The sequence below is a fragment of the Vibrio sp. ZOR0018 genome (assembly GCF_963865925.1).
In the GTDB taxonomy this organism is placed as follows: domain Bacteria; phylum Pseudomonadota; class Gammaproteobacteria; order Enterobacterales; family Vibrionaceae; genus Vibrio; species Vibrio anguillarum.
In genome coordinates this window covers 62,778-78,137 of sequence record NZ_CAWMCN010000086.1, presented here as the reverse complement: position 1 = coordinate 78,137, position 15,360 = coordinate 62,778, and the positions used below count along the sequence as shown (strand labels likewise).

The 15,360-nt window shown below is 42.8% G+C and carries 11 protein-coding genes and 1 other RNA gene; 2 read left to right on the top strand and 10 right to left on the bottom strand.

Features of this window, described 5'->3' with window-relative positions; all coding sequences use genetic code 11:
• Nucleotides 1–13: 13 nt before the first annotated feature.
• The 8 genes from AACR75_RS04865 to smpB all read right to left on the bottom strand — a co-directional run bounded on the left by AACR75_RS04865 (nucleotide 14) and on the right by smpB (nucleotide 12,171).
• Nucleotides 14–3,385, bottom strand: a complete 3,372-nt coding sequence (locus AACR75_RS04865; RefSeq protein ID WP_047688948.1) for a type I restriction endonuclease subunit R — start codon at nucleotides 3,383–3,385, stop codon at nucleotides 14–16.
• Nucleotides 3,386–3,487: 102 nt separating this feature from the next.
• Nucleotides 3,488–4,753: a restriction endonuclease subunit S gene (locus AACR75_RS04860; RefSeq protein ID WP_052190331.1), complete on the bottom strand. Its 1,266-nt coding sequence runs from the start codon at nucleotides 4,751–4,753 to the stop codon at nucleotides 3,488–3,490.
• Nucleotides 4,750–6,423, bottom strand: coding sequence for a type I restriction-modification system subunit M (locus AACR75_RS04855; protein ID WP_047688946.1), 1,674 nt, complete (start codon nucleotides 6,421–6,423; stop codon nucleotides 4,750–4,752). The genes AACR75_RS04860 and AACR75_RS04855 overlap by 4 nt, the downstream gene beginning before the upstream one ends.
• Nucleotides 6,424–6,619: 196 nt before the next feature.
• Complete coding sequence (locus tag AACR75_RS04850) at nucleotides 6,620–9,028, bottom strand: hypothetical protein (protein WP_231564179.1); 2,409 nt, start codon at nucleotides 9,026–9,028, stop codon at nucleotides 6,620–6,622.
• A 137-nt stretch (nucleotides 9,029–9,165) separates the two neighbouring features.
• Nucleotides 9,166–9,444, bottom strand: a complete 279-nt coding sequence (locus tag AACR75_RS04845) for a helix-turn-helix transcriptional regulator (RefSeq protein ID WP_000115789.1) — start codon at nucleotides 9,442–9,444, stop codon at nucleotides 9,166–9,168.
• 397 nt (nucleotides 9,445–9,841) lie between these two features.
• Nucleotides 9,842–11,068 (bottom strand): integrase domain-containing protein, encoded by a 1,227-nt coding sequence (locus AACR75_RS04840; RefSeq protein WP_025604816.1) that lies wholly within the window; start codon nucleotides 11,066–11,068, stop codon nucleotides 9,842–9,844.
• Between the two features lie 183 nt (nucleotides 11,069–11,251).
• Nucleotides 11,252–11,618: a transfer-messenger RNA gene (ssrA, locus tag AACR75_RS04835) on the bottom strand.
• Between the two features lie 67 nt (nucleotides 11,619–11,685).
• Nucleotides 11,686–12,171 (bottom strand): SsrA-binding protein SmpB, encoded by a 486-nt coding sequence (smpB, locus tag AACR75_RS04830; RefSeq protein ID WP_013857439.1) that lies wholly within the window; start codon nucleotides 12,169–12,171, stop codon nucleotides 11,686–11,688.
• A gap of 116 nt (nucleotides 12,172–12,287) precedes the next feature.
• On the opposite strand from smpB, the gene AACR75_RS04825 reads away from it, so the two are divergent.
• Both AACR75_RS04825 and AACR75_RS04820 read left to right on the top strand, forming a co-directional pair.
• Complete coding sequence (locus AACR75_RS04825) at nucleotides 12,288–12,719, top strand: SRPBCC family protein (RefSeq protein WP_013857438.1); 432 nt, start codon at nucleotides 12,288–12,290, stop codon at nucleotides 12,717–12,719.
• Entirely contained in the window at nucleotides 12,719–13,021 is a 303-nt protein-coding gene (locus AACR75_RS04820; RefSeq protein WP_010319507.1) for an RnfH family protein, read from the top strand. The genes AACR75_RS04825 and AACR75_RS04820 overlap by 1 nt, the downstream gene beginning before the upstream one ends.
• A 99-nt stretch (nucleotides 13,022–13,120) precedes the next feature.
• Here the strand turns inward: AACR75_RS04820 and bamE are convergent, their stop codons facing one another.
• Both bamE and recN read right to left on the bottom strand, forming a co-directional pair.
• On the bottom strand, nucleotides 13,121–13,480 hold the full coding sequence (bamE, locus tag AACR75_RS04815; RefSeq protein WP_026027472.1) for an outer membrane protein assembly factor BamE: 360 nt from the start codon (nucleotides 13,478–13,480) through the stop codon (nucleotides 13,121–13,123).
• 144 nt (nucleotides 13,481–13,624) lie between these two features.
• Nucleotides 13,625–15,289 carry a DNA repair protein RecN gene (gene recN, locus AACR75_RS04810; protein WP_047688943.1) on the bottom strand — a complete coding sequence of 555 codons (1,665 nt, stop codon included), beginning with the start codon at nucleotides 15,287–15,289 and terminating at the stop codon, nucleotides 13,625–13,627.
• Nucleotides 15,290–15,360: the final 71 nt, after the last annotated feature.

Below are 15,360 nucleotides of genomic sequence, written 5' to 3'. Positions count from 1 at the left end.
ATGAAGGAAAGGATCAGTTGTTCAGCATAATACTGAAAATTTCAGCAGAGTGCTGACGTGCTACTGTCATATCCCAGCCGCCAAGACCACGTAGAATAGTCCTGATTGTTTTTTTGATCTCATTATGAATATCAGTCTGCTTTTTCCATATCGGTGACAACATGACTTCAGCGATATCAGGGTGGCTAAAGATGCCTTTAGTCCATGCTAGAGCTTCAGCTTCTTCTACCTGTTTTTCCAGATAGTTGAACACGGCTCGCTCTGTTGCTGTACCCAAGCCCATTTCAGATGGCTTGGCATCTTTATCACGTACACGCTGAGCAAAAAGCTCTAGCTGTTCCAGGAATAGAGCTTGTTCAATACGTCCTTCACGTTCATCTTGGATAAGTTTCTCTAGCTCTTCTTCCAAGTCGCCAAAGAAGGCGGGATCTTTACCTTTCCCCGTTTTAATGGTGTGCTTGAGTTTGTTCTTCATGACCAACGCTGCACTCCCTGCACTTTTTTGCTTGCGGAGTAGATCCATATCCGCAGCATCCAGTATTGAAACTTCACGGCCTAACAAGCTCTTAACTTCACTTGCTTCTATATGCTCGTCGAGCATGTTTTTAAGCAGCTCAGATTCAGATGCGGTGATGCGAACCGTATCTGCACTCTCAGGCATTTTGTTGCGCAGTTGGAGTTTTATCTCATTCAGCACTTTGAAGTAAGGCTGATATTTAGATGCGCGTTCGTCGGGTAACACGATATCTAAGCGGCTATTGAATCCAGCGAGAGCAACGAGGAAGTCTTCAACAATATCTAGGCGAGTATCTGGGTCTAGGTAGAGATCGGCATCCTCTTTGTAAGGTTCAGGTTGCTTTACGGGATTGTGCTTTTTCGGAAGAATGTCTAACACTTTTGTCAAAGCAGATTGAAGGCGTGGTAGCTCCGCTTCGACGTCCGTCCACACTTGGTCGGGTTGTACGTCACCACCATAAACTTTCAGCGCTTCATCTAGGTACTCAACCACACCGAAATAATCGACAATATAACCCGCTTTCTTGCCTTTTCGAGTTCGATTTACACGTGCAATAGCCTGAAGCAAAGTATGTTCTTTTAGCGGTTTATCCAAATATAGAGTGCTGACAATAGGCGCATCCCAGCCAGTTAACAGCATGTCAGAAACGATGATTAACCCAATGTTGTTAAACTTGGTTTCTTCTTTGGTATTAGCGGATTCATCACCATAAGGTAGCTTAAATTCATCATTCACCAAGCTTGGGATCTTTTCAGACGGTACGGCTATCGGTGTTTGGCCTTGTTGGAGTTCCCGCTTGATACGCTCTTCGATAGTTTCAAGTTTTGAGGTTGAGCCTGATGCATAGTGAGCTTGTTGTTCGCTAATACCTGTGCGCTTATCTGTCATACTACCGAGAGAGATAACCACTCGGCTTTCAAAGGTCGGCAGACCTTTGTTTTGACGTTCCTGCATGATTTGGTTTAGTACGTCTTTATAGCGAACAGCCATATCACGCCCGTCACATACCAGCATGGCTTTAAAGCCGCGAGGCTTCACACTTGATAGAAAATGTTCGACGAGATGGCGAGCATTCTCCTCAATACGACCGATAGCACCACGACGTTTTTTGAGTAACTCTTGCTTTAGCTTTTTCTTACGGGCTAAAGGCTCATTACCAAATTTATCCTCAAAAGCTTGTTTTAGCTTTCCGTCGCTACCCCATTGCGCCATACCTTCAAGATATTTAATAGGCAGCGTTGCGCCATCTGCAACCGCCTCATCGAGGCGGTAAGTATCGATGTATTCTTTACCGCCGAATGTACCCAGGGTTTCTTTATCGTCTTTAAAAAGCGGGGTGCCAGTAAATGCTATGAACTTCGCATTAGGTAAAGAAGCACGCATGAATGCAGCAAGGAACCCATACTGGCTGCGGTGAGCTTCATCAACCATCACGAAGAAGTTTGGCTTGGTACTCAGAACTCGAAAATCAACTTTCTCTTCGCTGACGAGTTCCCATTTGGCTTTTTTAGGGTTGCCATTGGCATCGGTTTGACCGTGAAGAACATTGTTCTCTTTTAATATCCAACACTGTTCTTGGCCCGAACCATCCTTTCTCAAAACGCGTCTGACACGACTTTTAGAGTTTGCAATGGAATCCTCATCTTCAGACTCTTTTGCGGCCTGTATCTGCTTACCATCGCTTTCTTGAAACTTTTGAACGGTCGAAGTGAAAATGGTGCCGTAGTCATTGCTGAGCATGGCTTCTAGCCCAGCGACGGAATCTGCTTTAATCGATTCAAGGCCGACATTAGTAAAGGTATTATGGATCTGACGGTCAAGATCAGTGCGGTCGGTAAGAATCAAAATACTTGGGTTATTGAAACCAGAAATTTCGGCTCGCATTAAACGGGCAAGTAGCGCCATCGTCAGTGATTTACCACTCCCTTGCGTATGCCAAACTACGCCGCCAAGTTCTTGGCCTAATAGCTGTGGGTCTTTACCCTGTAGACGGAGTAGCGTCTTCTCTACTGCACGCCACTGTTGGTAACGTGGCAGCTTCTTGATCATAACGCCTTTTTCAATTTCATACATAGGGTAGAAACAGACTAAACGCACGAAGCGGGAAGGCTCGAATAATGCCCACAGTAGCTTGTCTTGCTCTGTAGGGGGCTTGCCTAATTGATTTTCTAATTCGGTAAGAACAATGTTCTCGTCAGGCTTTTTCGGATCAAATTTGTAAGTCAGATAGAACTGTTCTGACGCATAGATAGCGCCATACTTGGCTTGGCTACGATTAATGGCAGCACAAACCATATTAAAGGCAAAGTGTTGAGTAAAAGTGCCTTGGTAGCCATCAATTTGTGCAATGCCTTTGCTGAGCTTAATTGAGCTGTTTTTACACTCAATCAAACCAAGGGGTAAGCCATTAATGAATAACAGTAAATCGGGTTTAAAAAGTTCATCGTTAGCATTTTTGCCAACGTACTGATCAACCACATGGAATAAGTTACCCTCGGCACCCGTTTGGTTAATGAAGCGGATGCTACGAGGTTGACCATATTTGTCTTTTTGTTGCAGGTTCGATTGAAACAGAACATGCTTCCAGAACGCATGGTTAGCCAGCATTAAGTCGCTGTTATGTTCAAACCATATGTCTTTGAGCTGTTTAATCGCTTTGTTTGCACCGTTCGGAACCTCGGCCAGCCAAGGGTTAAGGGCGTGTAGTTTGTCAGTTAACACCGACTCTAGAATAACAGGCTCGGTCTTGTGTGTTTGCTCTACATCTCGACCTTTAATATGCTGATAACCAAGAATTTTTAACCATTCAATCGCTGGGCGTTCTACCCCAACTAGCTCTGGATTCGATGATTCATCCTGACCTGACATACCTTATTCCTTTATTTATTGTTATTCATTTTTTATTGTTCATTTAAATTTCGTTTTTTTGCTTTTTAGATGCCTTCGCTTGAAGGCATCATGAAGCAATCGCTAAGCGGCTTCAGTTTCCTCAACAGGAATTCGCCATTCGCCCGTAAGTAGCTTCTGCATCAAGCCTTTTTTGAGTTTTTGGGTCGCAACTTTTTGTTCGATTAATAAGTCTATTTTTGAGTCGGTGCATTTGAGTATACGAGAAATTTGCTTTTGCTCTGATATGGATTCAGGGTATAAGCAATCTATTGACTTTAATATCTCTAAGCGTATTCCTGCTACGGTAGAACCTGAACCAAGGCTTTCAATTTTAGAAGCTTGATGCTGTAGCCAATAGAATAAAAATAAATTATCAATAATATTTTTTGGATAAAGCGCTTTCAAATCTTGATTTATTGCGATCGAACCCTTTGTCATTGCAACTTTACCTAATGCCATCCTCGTTGGGATTACAACAACATCAGGTTCGATTAAATTCGCAGAGCTGTTTTTTAAGCCTTCATTGGTAATCGTATCCATTATGCAATCAGATGATAGCCAAGGCTTTTTGAAATCCTTAACACTTGCCCAGGGTATACTTCCCCCCCAATATTCGGGCTTGGCCTTAGAGGGCGTTCCTCCTCCTACAATTTTTTCCAGAAGAGTACCTAAGTTATCTAACTTCCAACCTACGGGTAGAGTAACGTTTTTTATTGAATGAAATTCTGTATGTGTGTGCCACTCCCCATTCTCGTCCTGAACACCGACACCTTCTGAAAATAACTTTTGCATTAAGCCTGTTTTCAGCTTTTCGGTTTCTGCAATTTTCTGGTCGATAAGGTCGATTTTTTTATCAACTGTTGAAAGGATTTCCGCTATTTTTTGTTGTTCTTCCTTAAGAGTTGGGTAGCTAAAAGGAATTTTTTTTAATTGTTCAAGGCGAATTCCTTTAACCGTTGACCCCGATCCCAAACTAGCTATTTGTTCTGCATGAAAGATCAGCCACTGAAAAAGATAGCTTTTGCATACTTCTTTGCTCGGAAACAGAGCCTTCAGGTCTTGGTTTATTGCCATCGCCTGAGTTGTTATTGCTACTTTACCTAAAGCCATACGAGTTGGAATAACGATAGTCTCAGCAGGAATTAAGTTGCTCGCACTATTGTTCAGTCCCTTTTTGGATATTTTGTCAGCGGTATCATCAAGCTTTGTTGAAGATAAGTCTTTGACACTCGCCCACGGAATATCTCCGTCCCAATATTGGGGGTTAGCTTTTGATGGAGTGCCACCGCCCACAATTTTTTCTAAGATGTAGCCTAGTGACTTAGATTTCCATTGTGTTAATGTCATTTTGCAACCTCAACAGGAAGGCTCTCTAGCATTGAATTCAGTTTTATATCCAATTGTTCTAATTGGATATCGATTTTCTCCAGTTGTCTGAGGCTCTCACTTACACATATGATCTCTTCATCTTCTGAAGTATCAATATAACGACTGATATTGAGATTGAAGTCATTTTGCTTGATTTCAGCGATATCAACGACACGCAGGTACTTATCAACAGTGACAGTGTCCAGTAGCTCCGAAAGCTTATCTTCCGTTTGCTCTCCTGCATCAACTAAAGTTTGTTTCGCTTTGCTGTACTCGGTCGTGATACGTTTAATATCACTTTCACGAAGGTAGTTCATCGCTTTACCTTCGCCAAACTCGGCTGAAGCATCAACGAAAATAACCTTGTTCTTCAGTGCCGCAGGTTTGTCTTTATTAATGATTAATACCGCAGCCGCAATACCTGTATTGAAGAAAAGTGCAGGCGGCAAACCAACGACACCTTCGATCAAGTCGCCTTTAAATTCATCGTTGCCGATAAGCATACCTTTACGAATTTTACCCTCATCACCTTCACGGAAAAGTACACCGTGAGGGACGACAACGCCGATGCGACCATCATCTTTCGTTGAGGCAACCATATGCTGAACAAAGGCTAGATCTGCTTTCGTCCTCGGTGCAACGCCAAGGCCAAATCGACCATAAGGATCTTTAAGGTCAGTGCTGTATTTAACATTTCTTTCTTTGCCGTTATCGCCAACTATTTTGCCGCCATTCAATTCCAATGGTTCCCACCAGTTTTTGATTGAAAATGGAGGGTTGGCAATGACACGGTCGAACGTTTGAAGGCCTTCGCCATCTTTATGTAATGGATTTACCAGTGTATCGCCACGCTTAATGTCGCCATCTAGGTTGTGCAAGAACATGTTGAGTTTGGCAATTGCCCATGTTCCTAGGTTCTTCTCCTGACCGTAAAGTTTACAGTTAGGCTTACCCATGATGGTGCCATTATCGTAGTTTTCTTTGATGTGACGAGCTGACTCAACCAACATACCGCCACACCCACAGGTCAAATCGTAAATTTCATGGCCTGGTTGTGGGTCAATCAGCTTAACGATAAGCTCTACCACTTCGTGTGGGGTGTAGAACTCGCCACCTTTCTTACCAGCATCGTCAGCAAATTTGCCAATCAAATACTCGTATGCATCGCCAAGTAGATCGGCTTTGTAGAGGTTTTTATTGCCCAGCTTATGTTGGTTAAAGTGACGAAGTAGGCGAGTCAGTAGCTCATTGCTGAGCTTCTCTTTATCACCGAACTGAATGGCGGTAAGCACTTTTTCTAGTGATGGGTTTTGATGTTCGATTTCAGCAAAGGCTTCATCGATGTACTCACCAATATTTTCCGTTCTTTCGATCAGCTTGTTCCAACGTGCATACACAGGAACGAATTGCTCTGGGTTATCTTCCTGAATGAGCGCCATTGCTTCTTCAGCGCTGCAACCTTCCTCTTCCATCACGGCTTCTACACGCTCGTCAAATACGTCTGAAAGACGTTTTAAGAACAGGAGACCAAAGATATAGTTTTTGAAATCTGAGCTATCTACGGTGCCACGCATGATGTTTGCGCTGCCCCAAAGCCATGTCTTTAGCTCTTCAAGGCTGATTTTTTCTACTGCGGTATTGGTTGTCATAAGAATCTCTTAAACGTTCACGGCTCGCTCAGAATCTTGGTTTGAGCGAAGAACAAAATTGTGGGCATTATAACGCAACAAGCGTTGATTGAGAGGCTTTAGATTCAGTAATTGAGCGCTGTAGTAAGGTTATGATTTGATAGGGGATATTCCCTGCTACCTTATTAGTGTCGTGGTAGCAGGGCGGTGTTGGCTGTTAGGCTGCGGACTTGGTAGTTTCGGATGGGGCTGTCTTAAAGTAAGCATAATTACGAGCGTTTTTATGCAACTCTACTTTTGCTTTTTTGCTACTGCTGCGGAATGTTCCAACTTCGAAGCCCAATGAGTTCAAGAGTTTTTTCAGGTATGACGTTGCCTTGTTTGGCTTTGCCTCTTGATGAAGAGGCTTGCTAATGTGTAAGCGATCTTTAAAAGCCCAGTTTAATAACTCTTGCTTCAAATAGCAGGCTTTTACAATCTGGAGAACATCGTCTTTGTGAATCCAAAAAGCGTCACGATCGACAGAAAACCCATACTTTCTCAAAATATTGTCATAGATGAACATCGCGGCAGAATGGTGCTTGTCTTCGATTTCCACTTTGTCACTAGAGCGATTCACGAACGGGAATGAATCAAACACACTTCGATTAGCTAAGAACTTGAAGTGGAAGTTAACGTCATCTTCTGTAACCTTTTTCACTCCGTAATCCCGTTTGATCTGAAACTTAGTTAAAGAAGCGCTATCAGAAGATGTCCTTCTGTCTTTAGCCCATAACCAGGAAGCTTGTTCTTGAGTTAAATCAGGTGAGGATACAATCGCTTGCACTTCTAACTCTTTGTACGCTTTGGCTGCAAGAGTAGCACTCTTTTGAGCAAACAGTTGTGCTGTAAAAGAGGATGGGGCCGATGTAGTCATAAAACCGAGTTCTTCCAACGTTAAATGTAAATTCAAGGCTAAAGGAGCGAAAAAGCGCTTTTTAACGTTGTTGAATGCAATGTTCAACTTGTCAGTTGGCTGGACATGGATTGTTGGTTTGTACGTCGTCTCTTTGGCATGTGGCGTAATGAAATCTTTGTATGCATCAACGGCAAACCAAATTTGTTTTGCTGTACGAAATCGACGTGCGAAATTAATCAGCTCTAAAGGTGTTAATGTCTTATCGCAGAAAACCATAACCTTGTTAGTAAAGTGCGTAGTAATTGAAAAGCCTGAACTTAAGCAAGGAGATGCCATGATTGCTTTATACTTCTTAATCTCTTCGTTTGGATTCTCTAAAAAGGCTTTTTGAGCAGGCATGTCTTTATTGTGAGCGTGAATAATTAAGATACCGTCTTTTAGTGCTTCATCTTCACTATCTAGCTTATTAGAATCTTTATAGCCTAGTGATTGGGTAACCTGACGAAGTGTGACGAGAGAATCAAACAGGAACACTTTATCATTCTTAGTAAGCCGCTCTTTGAGATAAACGTTGGAGAGGTATTGGTTTTTATCTGTGATCACAGCTTTGATTGAAGAGTACGGATTTTCTTTACAATCCAATAGTGTCACTTCGCTTCTTAACTCTTTGATGTAACTCAAGCTGACATCTGAAAGATCAGCATCACCCACAATCAATTGTGGGACATTACGAATGGCTTCTGACAAGCTTTCAAAAACTTGTTGTTTTGGTAATTGTTTACTTGGTTCAGAACATACGACAGTCGTCAGTACTTTTTCGAACTCATCAATGATAAGAATATCCGCCTGATTAAGCACAGAGCGAATATGAGATTTCCAAATGCTGTTTACAACAACCCCCATTGCATCCGCCTGTTCTAGCTCGCATAAATCTTGGTTGTAGCTGACTGCGAGATTGTCATTACAGTATTGTTCGACCAGGGCGGTCAGATAAGACAGGTAAACGATCTTCTTGCTTTTGCTACGAGCCGCTTTCGCTAATGGACCAAATAGATGCTTGGTCTTCCCTGTGCCTGTTGCCGCTCTTACTGCAAGAGTTTTGCTGTCGTTGATAAGCTGTGAGCACAGAGGAGAGCGCAATGAATCAACGGTGATAGTCTTAGTTTGAAGAGTTGGAGACATGAATTTTCGCACTCTATTGCGATTCTGTTCGAGTTGCTCATCAAGTGCAGCTCTCAATAACTCAATACTCTGAACGCCCTGTAAATCTGACAGAAAGGTGTTAACACATGCCTCGGTTGTGCTGTTTGTAAGCGGAACAGTACGAATCAATTGTCTGGAAAGCCACTGCGATGTCTCTTTGCACGGTGATAGAGAGTTGCAAAGGGTTAGATAAGTCACAGTGCTTCTAAAGTTCTCCAGACTGTAGTAAACCCCTGTCGCGCTATCTAACATTGGAACACGACTTCCACAGTAGTTGCTTTTCATTAATCTAGCCGTTTGAGTCGGGAACAGCTTTGAATCGGCGACTAATGTAATCGTATAGCCAGCATCTAGATAATATCGGACGACATCCATCGCATTGCTTCTGTCGTTGCGTAGAGCAACGACTCGATGATCATTCGAGCGATGCTGAAGGCACGGGTCGAGCATAATGAAAACCGATTTAGCTTTTGAGGTTTGAAGTAGAGTATGTTCTGTAGCTTGAGATTGCGCGATGACGTTCATTTATTCTAATTCCTGCTTGAACGTAAAAGTGCAAAATTTCTAGATAATATATATAACTAAAAAATTCTGCACTTTTACCAGCATGCTAAAGCATGCAGTAAACAATTGATTTGTTTGTGCTTAGTGAGAGTTTTTAGTTATGCGGCTAGTGCATAGAGGCTGTTGTCGAAAAGAGACTGTCTTTGCTCAACAAGATGAGAAACAGTTTGCTGTAGATCTTTGCCTAGTGCCATGGCTGCGATAATGGCATCGACCTCATGAGACAAGAAACCAACAGAGTTTGCACCAAGGGGAATTGAAGGTGGGAATGTTCCATCGTTAATTTTGCGGTGGAGAGTCGCTCTTGAGAAGGGTACGCGTTGTAGAACGTCAGATTTACGTACGATTTTTAGAAGAGGAGTTGTATTTACAGACATAACGATAACCTATGTTAATTCATGTCTAGCACCGCCTTCATATTCTAATACCTACACTGATCCACTGAAATTTAACTTCAGCAAAGCAATAGTAACCTAGGACTGAAACCTTTATGTTGGTAACAGCCTAACCCTCGCAATATAAGGGAAGGTGTTGTGTATGTAATAAAATAAAGAAGTCTTAAAAAAAGACTCAGAAAATTAAGTTAGTGCTAAAACAATAAAAAATAGTTAAACCGAAGTTTAACGAGCATAAGGCTGTTGCCGCGGAGCGGACTTTAAATGTCTGTTTCCTATGTAAAAATTAAATATTTAGACGCGATTTAAAATAATGTGGATGATTCTCATCGTCAATACAAAATCACCCACATCTCATTAAAAGTGTGACTCTTGTCACTTAAGTTTCGGATTTTGCTATAGTGTTGGCGTTTTTAGAAGCATCAAGTATGAAATTGCTCCACCAATCCATGATCTTTCGTCGCTCTTCTAGATATTCAGCATTGTTGTAGATGTCACGAATCGTGTTCTTGTCTACGTGTGCTAAACACAGCTCAATAGCATCTTTGTTGAAGCCCTGTTCGTTGAGCGCTGTACTGCCAATGGAACGCATACCGTGACTTACTAGCTTTCCTTTCATTCCTGCACGTTTTAGAGCTGCGTTGACGCTCTGACTGTTCATGTGCTGGTCTACTGACTTTGAACTGGGGAAGACATAGCGTTGTCCGTAGGAGATGGGCTTCATAAAGTTTAAAAGTTGAATCGAAGCGTCTGAAAGAGGGATTTTGTGGTCGCGCTTCATTTTCATTTTATCTTTGCTAATGACCCAAAGTTTGTTTTCGAAATCAATTTCACTCCATTCAGCAGCGGCACATTCAACAGGACGGGTCAGGGTGTGGAGTTGGAATTCAAAAGCGCAGCGGGTGGCAAGCTTGATATTGGCTAACGACATCGCTTGCATAAGAGTATGAAGTTCGTCTGGGCTGATAGTACTCATGTGATCAGCTTTCGACTTTTTAAATGCATGCTTTATCCCGAATAGTGGGTTGGACTGAATCTTTCCGCAATTCACCGCGTAGTTCATCACTTCATTTATTCGCTGACATACTCGTTTCACTGTCTCTAATGCGCCCTTTGCTTCCACAGGCCGTAAGACTTGAATCACTATTGGGGCAGTTAATTCACTTATCGGCATGTTACCGAGGTTAGGAAAGATATGTAGCTCCAGAGAGCGCCAGATATCGCTGGCATAGTCTTCGGAAACGTCATGCTTTTTTACTTCAAACCATTCTTCGGCAACAGATTTAAGAGTTGATGACTGAGCTATCTGTGCGGTGATGAGTTGGTTATCTCTGTGGGTTTTTGGATCAATGCCTTCAGCGACTTGCTGGCGCATCTCTCTTGTTTTTTCTCTCGCGGACGCGAGAGTGATGTCAGGAAATGCACCAAGACTGATGTTCTTACGTTTTTTAGTAGTTGGATGGATGTAGTTGAAAATCCAAAGTTTTGCGCCATTCGGCTTTATACGTAAGTACAGACCGTTGCCATCGGCAAGCGAATACTCTTTCTCTAAGGGCTTAGCTTTGGTTACTTGAGTTGGTGATAAGGGCTTGATTTGCTTAGCCATTTTAATATTTCCTTTCTGATGTAACACCAATTTGTGTTGTTATTGGTTAGTGTTACGCAGAATGTTACTAAATGACTGAGATTAAGTGAATCTCGATGAGACGCCCTGAACCACTTAAGGCTAGATAGGACAAGGGTTTAGAAAAGAAAACGGGACGTCCTGAGACGTCCCGTTACTAGTGATTGGTGGAGCTGGCGGGATTTGAACCCGCGTCCGAAAATCATTCATCATTGGTACTACATGCTTATTCGATCTTTAATTTCACCATCAAACTGCGAACCGACACGCTATCTAATGGCTATCCTGAATTAGTTTTAATGCTTTGTCTCTCAGGCGGGAGACGCGGCACGAGCTTGTTTGGTTTTGACTCTCTGTTGTTCCCCGTCTTACGAGCGGAAGCTAGGGCAGAAAGGCTCTTGGCAGGTTATTAAGCTGCTAGTGCGTAGTTTTCGTCGTTTGCGACTATTTTTTTGCGGCTTTTAACGTGGCAAACCGCCCCACGGCATGCACCTCAGACTGCAAAATTCCCGTCGAATCCAGAATCAGCCCCAAGTGTGTTGACGCATACTACCAGAAAACCTTTGTCTGTCTAGCTTTCTGCGTCTAAGTGGTCAAGATTAACGCAATGAGCTCTTCATTACGCGTGCTTTCTCTCTTGCCCAATCTTTTTCTTTTAAATCATCACGTTTGTCATGCAGTTTTTTACCTTTCGCTACACCAATTTTGATTTTCACCCAAGAGCGAGACCAATACAGTGATAGTGCGATAAGTGTCATGCCTTCACGGTTGATGCGTCCATAAAGGTTATCCAGTTCACGGCGGCTGATTAACAGCTTGCGCACGCGAGTTGGGTTGGCAACCACGTGAGTGGATGCTTGCTGCAGTGGCGTTATTGTCATTCCGGAAACAAAGGCTTCTCCGTCTCGCATGAAAACGTAGCTTTCTGCGATATTAGCTTTGCCTTGACGAAGAGATTTGACTTCCCAGCCTTGGAGCTCCATGCCTGCTTCTACTTCATCTTCGATAAAGTATTCGTGGCGAGCTTTTTTATTTACAGCAATGGTATTGCTACCTGCTTTTGAGTTTGATTTTTTCTTTACCATAATGGCGGCATTATACGGCTTGGTTCGAGCTTAGGAAATCCTTTTATTTGCGTAGGATAAGAATAAAAGTAAAATTGTTACACACCAGACTCTTTCGGTGGTGATGAGGAGAGAATATGAAGCAAGTCAGTCGTTCTGCTTTAGTGTCTTTTAGTGCAGAACAAATGTTTAATCTCGTGAATGACGTTGCTCGTTATCCTGAATTTTTGCCAGGTTGTTCTGGTTCTCGCGTTATTGAATCTTCCGATTTGTCGATGGTGGCTTCGGTGGATGTTTCAAAGGCAGGGATAAGTAAGACGTTCACAACGTCGAATGTGTTGGTGGCCAGTGAAGCTATTTTGATGAATTTGGTCGATGGTCCTTTTAAGGCTTTAAAAGGCGGTTGGTATTTTACTGCACTTGATGAACAGGCCTGCAAGGTTGAACTTAAACTGGAGTTTGAATTTTCGAGCAAAATGGTGGAATTGGCTTTTGGCAAGATATTCAATGAATTGACTAGTAATATGGTTAACGCATTTACCAAACGAGCGAAACAGGTGTATCAGTAATGAGTATTGAATCTGAGATGATCCATGTTGAGGTTGTCTATGCATTGCCTCATGAGCAAAGAGTACTGAATTTGGTGGTAGACAAAAACTCAACCGTCGAAACGATAATTCAACAGTCCGGTGTGCTTGAGCTCTACCCAGAGATTGATTTATCAAAAAATAAGGTCGGGATTTTTAGTCGTAACGTTAAGCTAGATTCGACGGTCAGAGACCGTGATCGCATTGAAATTTATCGTCCGTTATTGGCCGATCCTAAAGAGATCCGTCGCAAGAGAGCCGAGCAGGCAAAAGCGCAACAGTAAACGTGGGTGCAAGATAAAGGGCTCATTATGAGCCCTGTCCGTTAGTGTCACTCATTGTGAGGTGCACTTTGGGTATCATTTGTTTGAACGTGTTTTCGTTCAGTTTACGCCTTCAAAAAACCGTTCGCTAGGAGGGTAGTCGCCACTGATTTCCATCAAAGCACCTGCGGTATTAAATGTCGCAATCAGGTTTTTCTGTATCGATTCTTTGTGGCCTTCCGTGTGGTGATAAATGTAATACCAAGTATCGGGATAACCGTTTTCAATAAGCATCGGCGACCCCATGACAAACCTAACCTGTTCTTTGCTCATACCGAACTTGAGTTGATCGACGGCTTGTTGTTCAACGTAGTTGCCTTGGTTAATATCAATACGATAAACGAGTTTTTCTAATAAAGAGCATCCAGTCAGCATTGTCATTGCTAAAGGGACTGCGATTAACCACTTTTTTAACTGCATATTCAAAATTCTTTGCCAATAGGTCGTAAAACTGGACTGATAATAAACAAGCTCGCAGCAGAAGTAAAAAATAGACTGAGCTACGAGCTAGTTGAGACTGCAAATTTTGAGTTTGGTTGCAAACCTAAAAAGAAAAATGTCAGCTTAGGCGGCGATCAGCAGTTCTTTCGCATTAGCAAGGGTAGATTCGGTGATTTGGCTACCCCCTAAAAGACGAGCAAGTTCAGCGATGCGTTGTTCACTATCTAATCGTTTCATTTGTGTTTCTGTCTTTCCTGCTTTGGCTTGCTTGCTGACAAACAGTTGTTGGTGCCCGCAGCCTGCCACTTGTGGTAAGTGAGTCACACACAGTACTTGGGTTGATTCACCTAATGTTCTTAACATTTTTCCGACTACCGCTGCTGTCGGGCCACTGATACCAACATCGACCTCATCAAAAATAAGGCTAGGAGTGTCTACTTTTTGAGCGGTGATCACTTGGATTGCTAGAGATATCCGTGACAGCTCTCCGCCTGACGCGACTTTAGCGATAGGCTGCAGCGGTTGACCTGGGTTGGTTGAGACTAAGAAAGTTACGGTGTCAAAACCCAGTGGTGATGGATGCGTTGTTTCATGATTAACTTCGATGCAGAACTTGGCTTTTTCCATGCTCAGTTCGTGCATGCTATTGGTGATTAATTTATCTAGCTCTTTCGCGTAACGGCTACGAGACTTATGCAGTTTGTCGGCACAGGTTGCAAACTGCTGATACTGTTTGGCAACGTTACTTTCCAGTTCTTGTAATTTATCTTCAGAGCAGTCAAGTTGCGCTATTTGTTTGAGCAGATCTTGGTGGTGGTGGTAAAGCGTTTCAGGAGCGATGTAGTGCTTGCGCGATATGGACATCACTTTAGAGTAACGTTCTTCTACATAAGCCATACGTTCAGGATCGACATCGATACTGTCCAGATAGTTTCGCAATTCACTGTTGGCTTCTTCGAGTTGGATGATGGCTTCAGCCACCATGTTGGGTAAGGTGGCAAGTTTTTCATCTAACTCGGCCAGTTCAAGCAAGGCGTGGTTGGCTGACTGCAGCAAACTTAGCGCATTGACTTCTTGCCCCTCATAAATAAGTTCAATGGCTTGCTGGCAAGTGGTAGCAAGCTCGCCACTGTTGGCTAAACGTCTGTGCTCTTGTTCGAGTTCGGTGAACTCTTCTTCACCAATCGCCAATTCATTGAGCTCTTTGATTTGATATTCCAGCAGTTGAACTTGAGCTTGGTTTTGTTGACTATTTTCTTTGAGTTGATTGAGCTGGTTATCTGCTTGACGCCACATTTGGTAGGCTAAGCGTGTCTCTTTGACAAGATTCACGTGACCTGCGTATTGGTCCAGCATGCTCATTTGATACTCATTTTTCATCAGTTGATGATGGGCGTGTTGACCGTGGATGTTGATCAGTAATTGACCTAGAGCTTTGAGTTGCGAAAGAGGCACAGGGCTGCCATTGATGAAGGCACGAGAGCGGCCATCTTTGGTGATGATTCGGCGTAAAATACACTCTTTTTGGTCGAACAAGTCATTGTCTTCCAACCAGCGCGTGGCGTTGAGGTTATTGTCCAAAATAAAGGCGGCGCTGACTTCGGTTTTTTCTTCACCCTGCCTGACCATTCCTGCTTCCGCACGGCCACCAAGGCATAAACTGAGCGCGTCAATTGCAATGGATTTACCCGCACCGGTTTCGCCAGTAATGGTAGTCATTCCTTTGGAAAGCTCTAACTGCAATGATTTAACAATAGCAAAATTATTCACACTTAAATGAGCCAGCATTTCTGTACCTATATAATCAAATAACACTGTATAAGTGAACAGTATAAACTGTTTTTTTATACAGTAAAGAT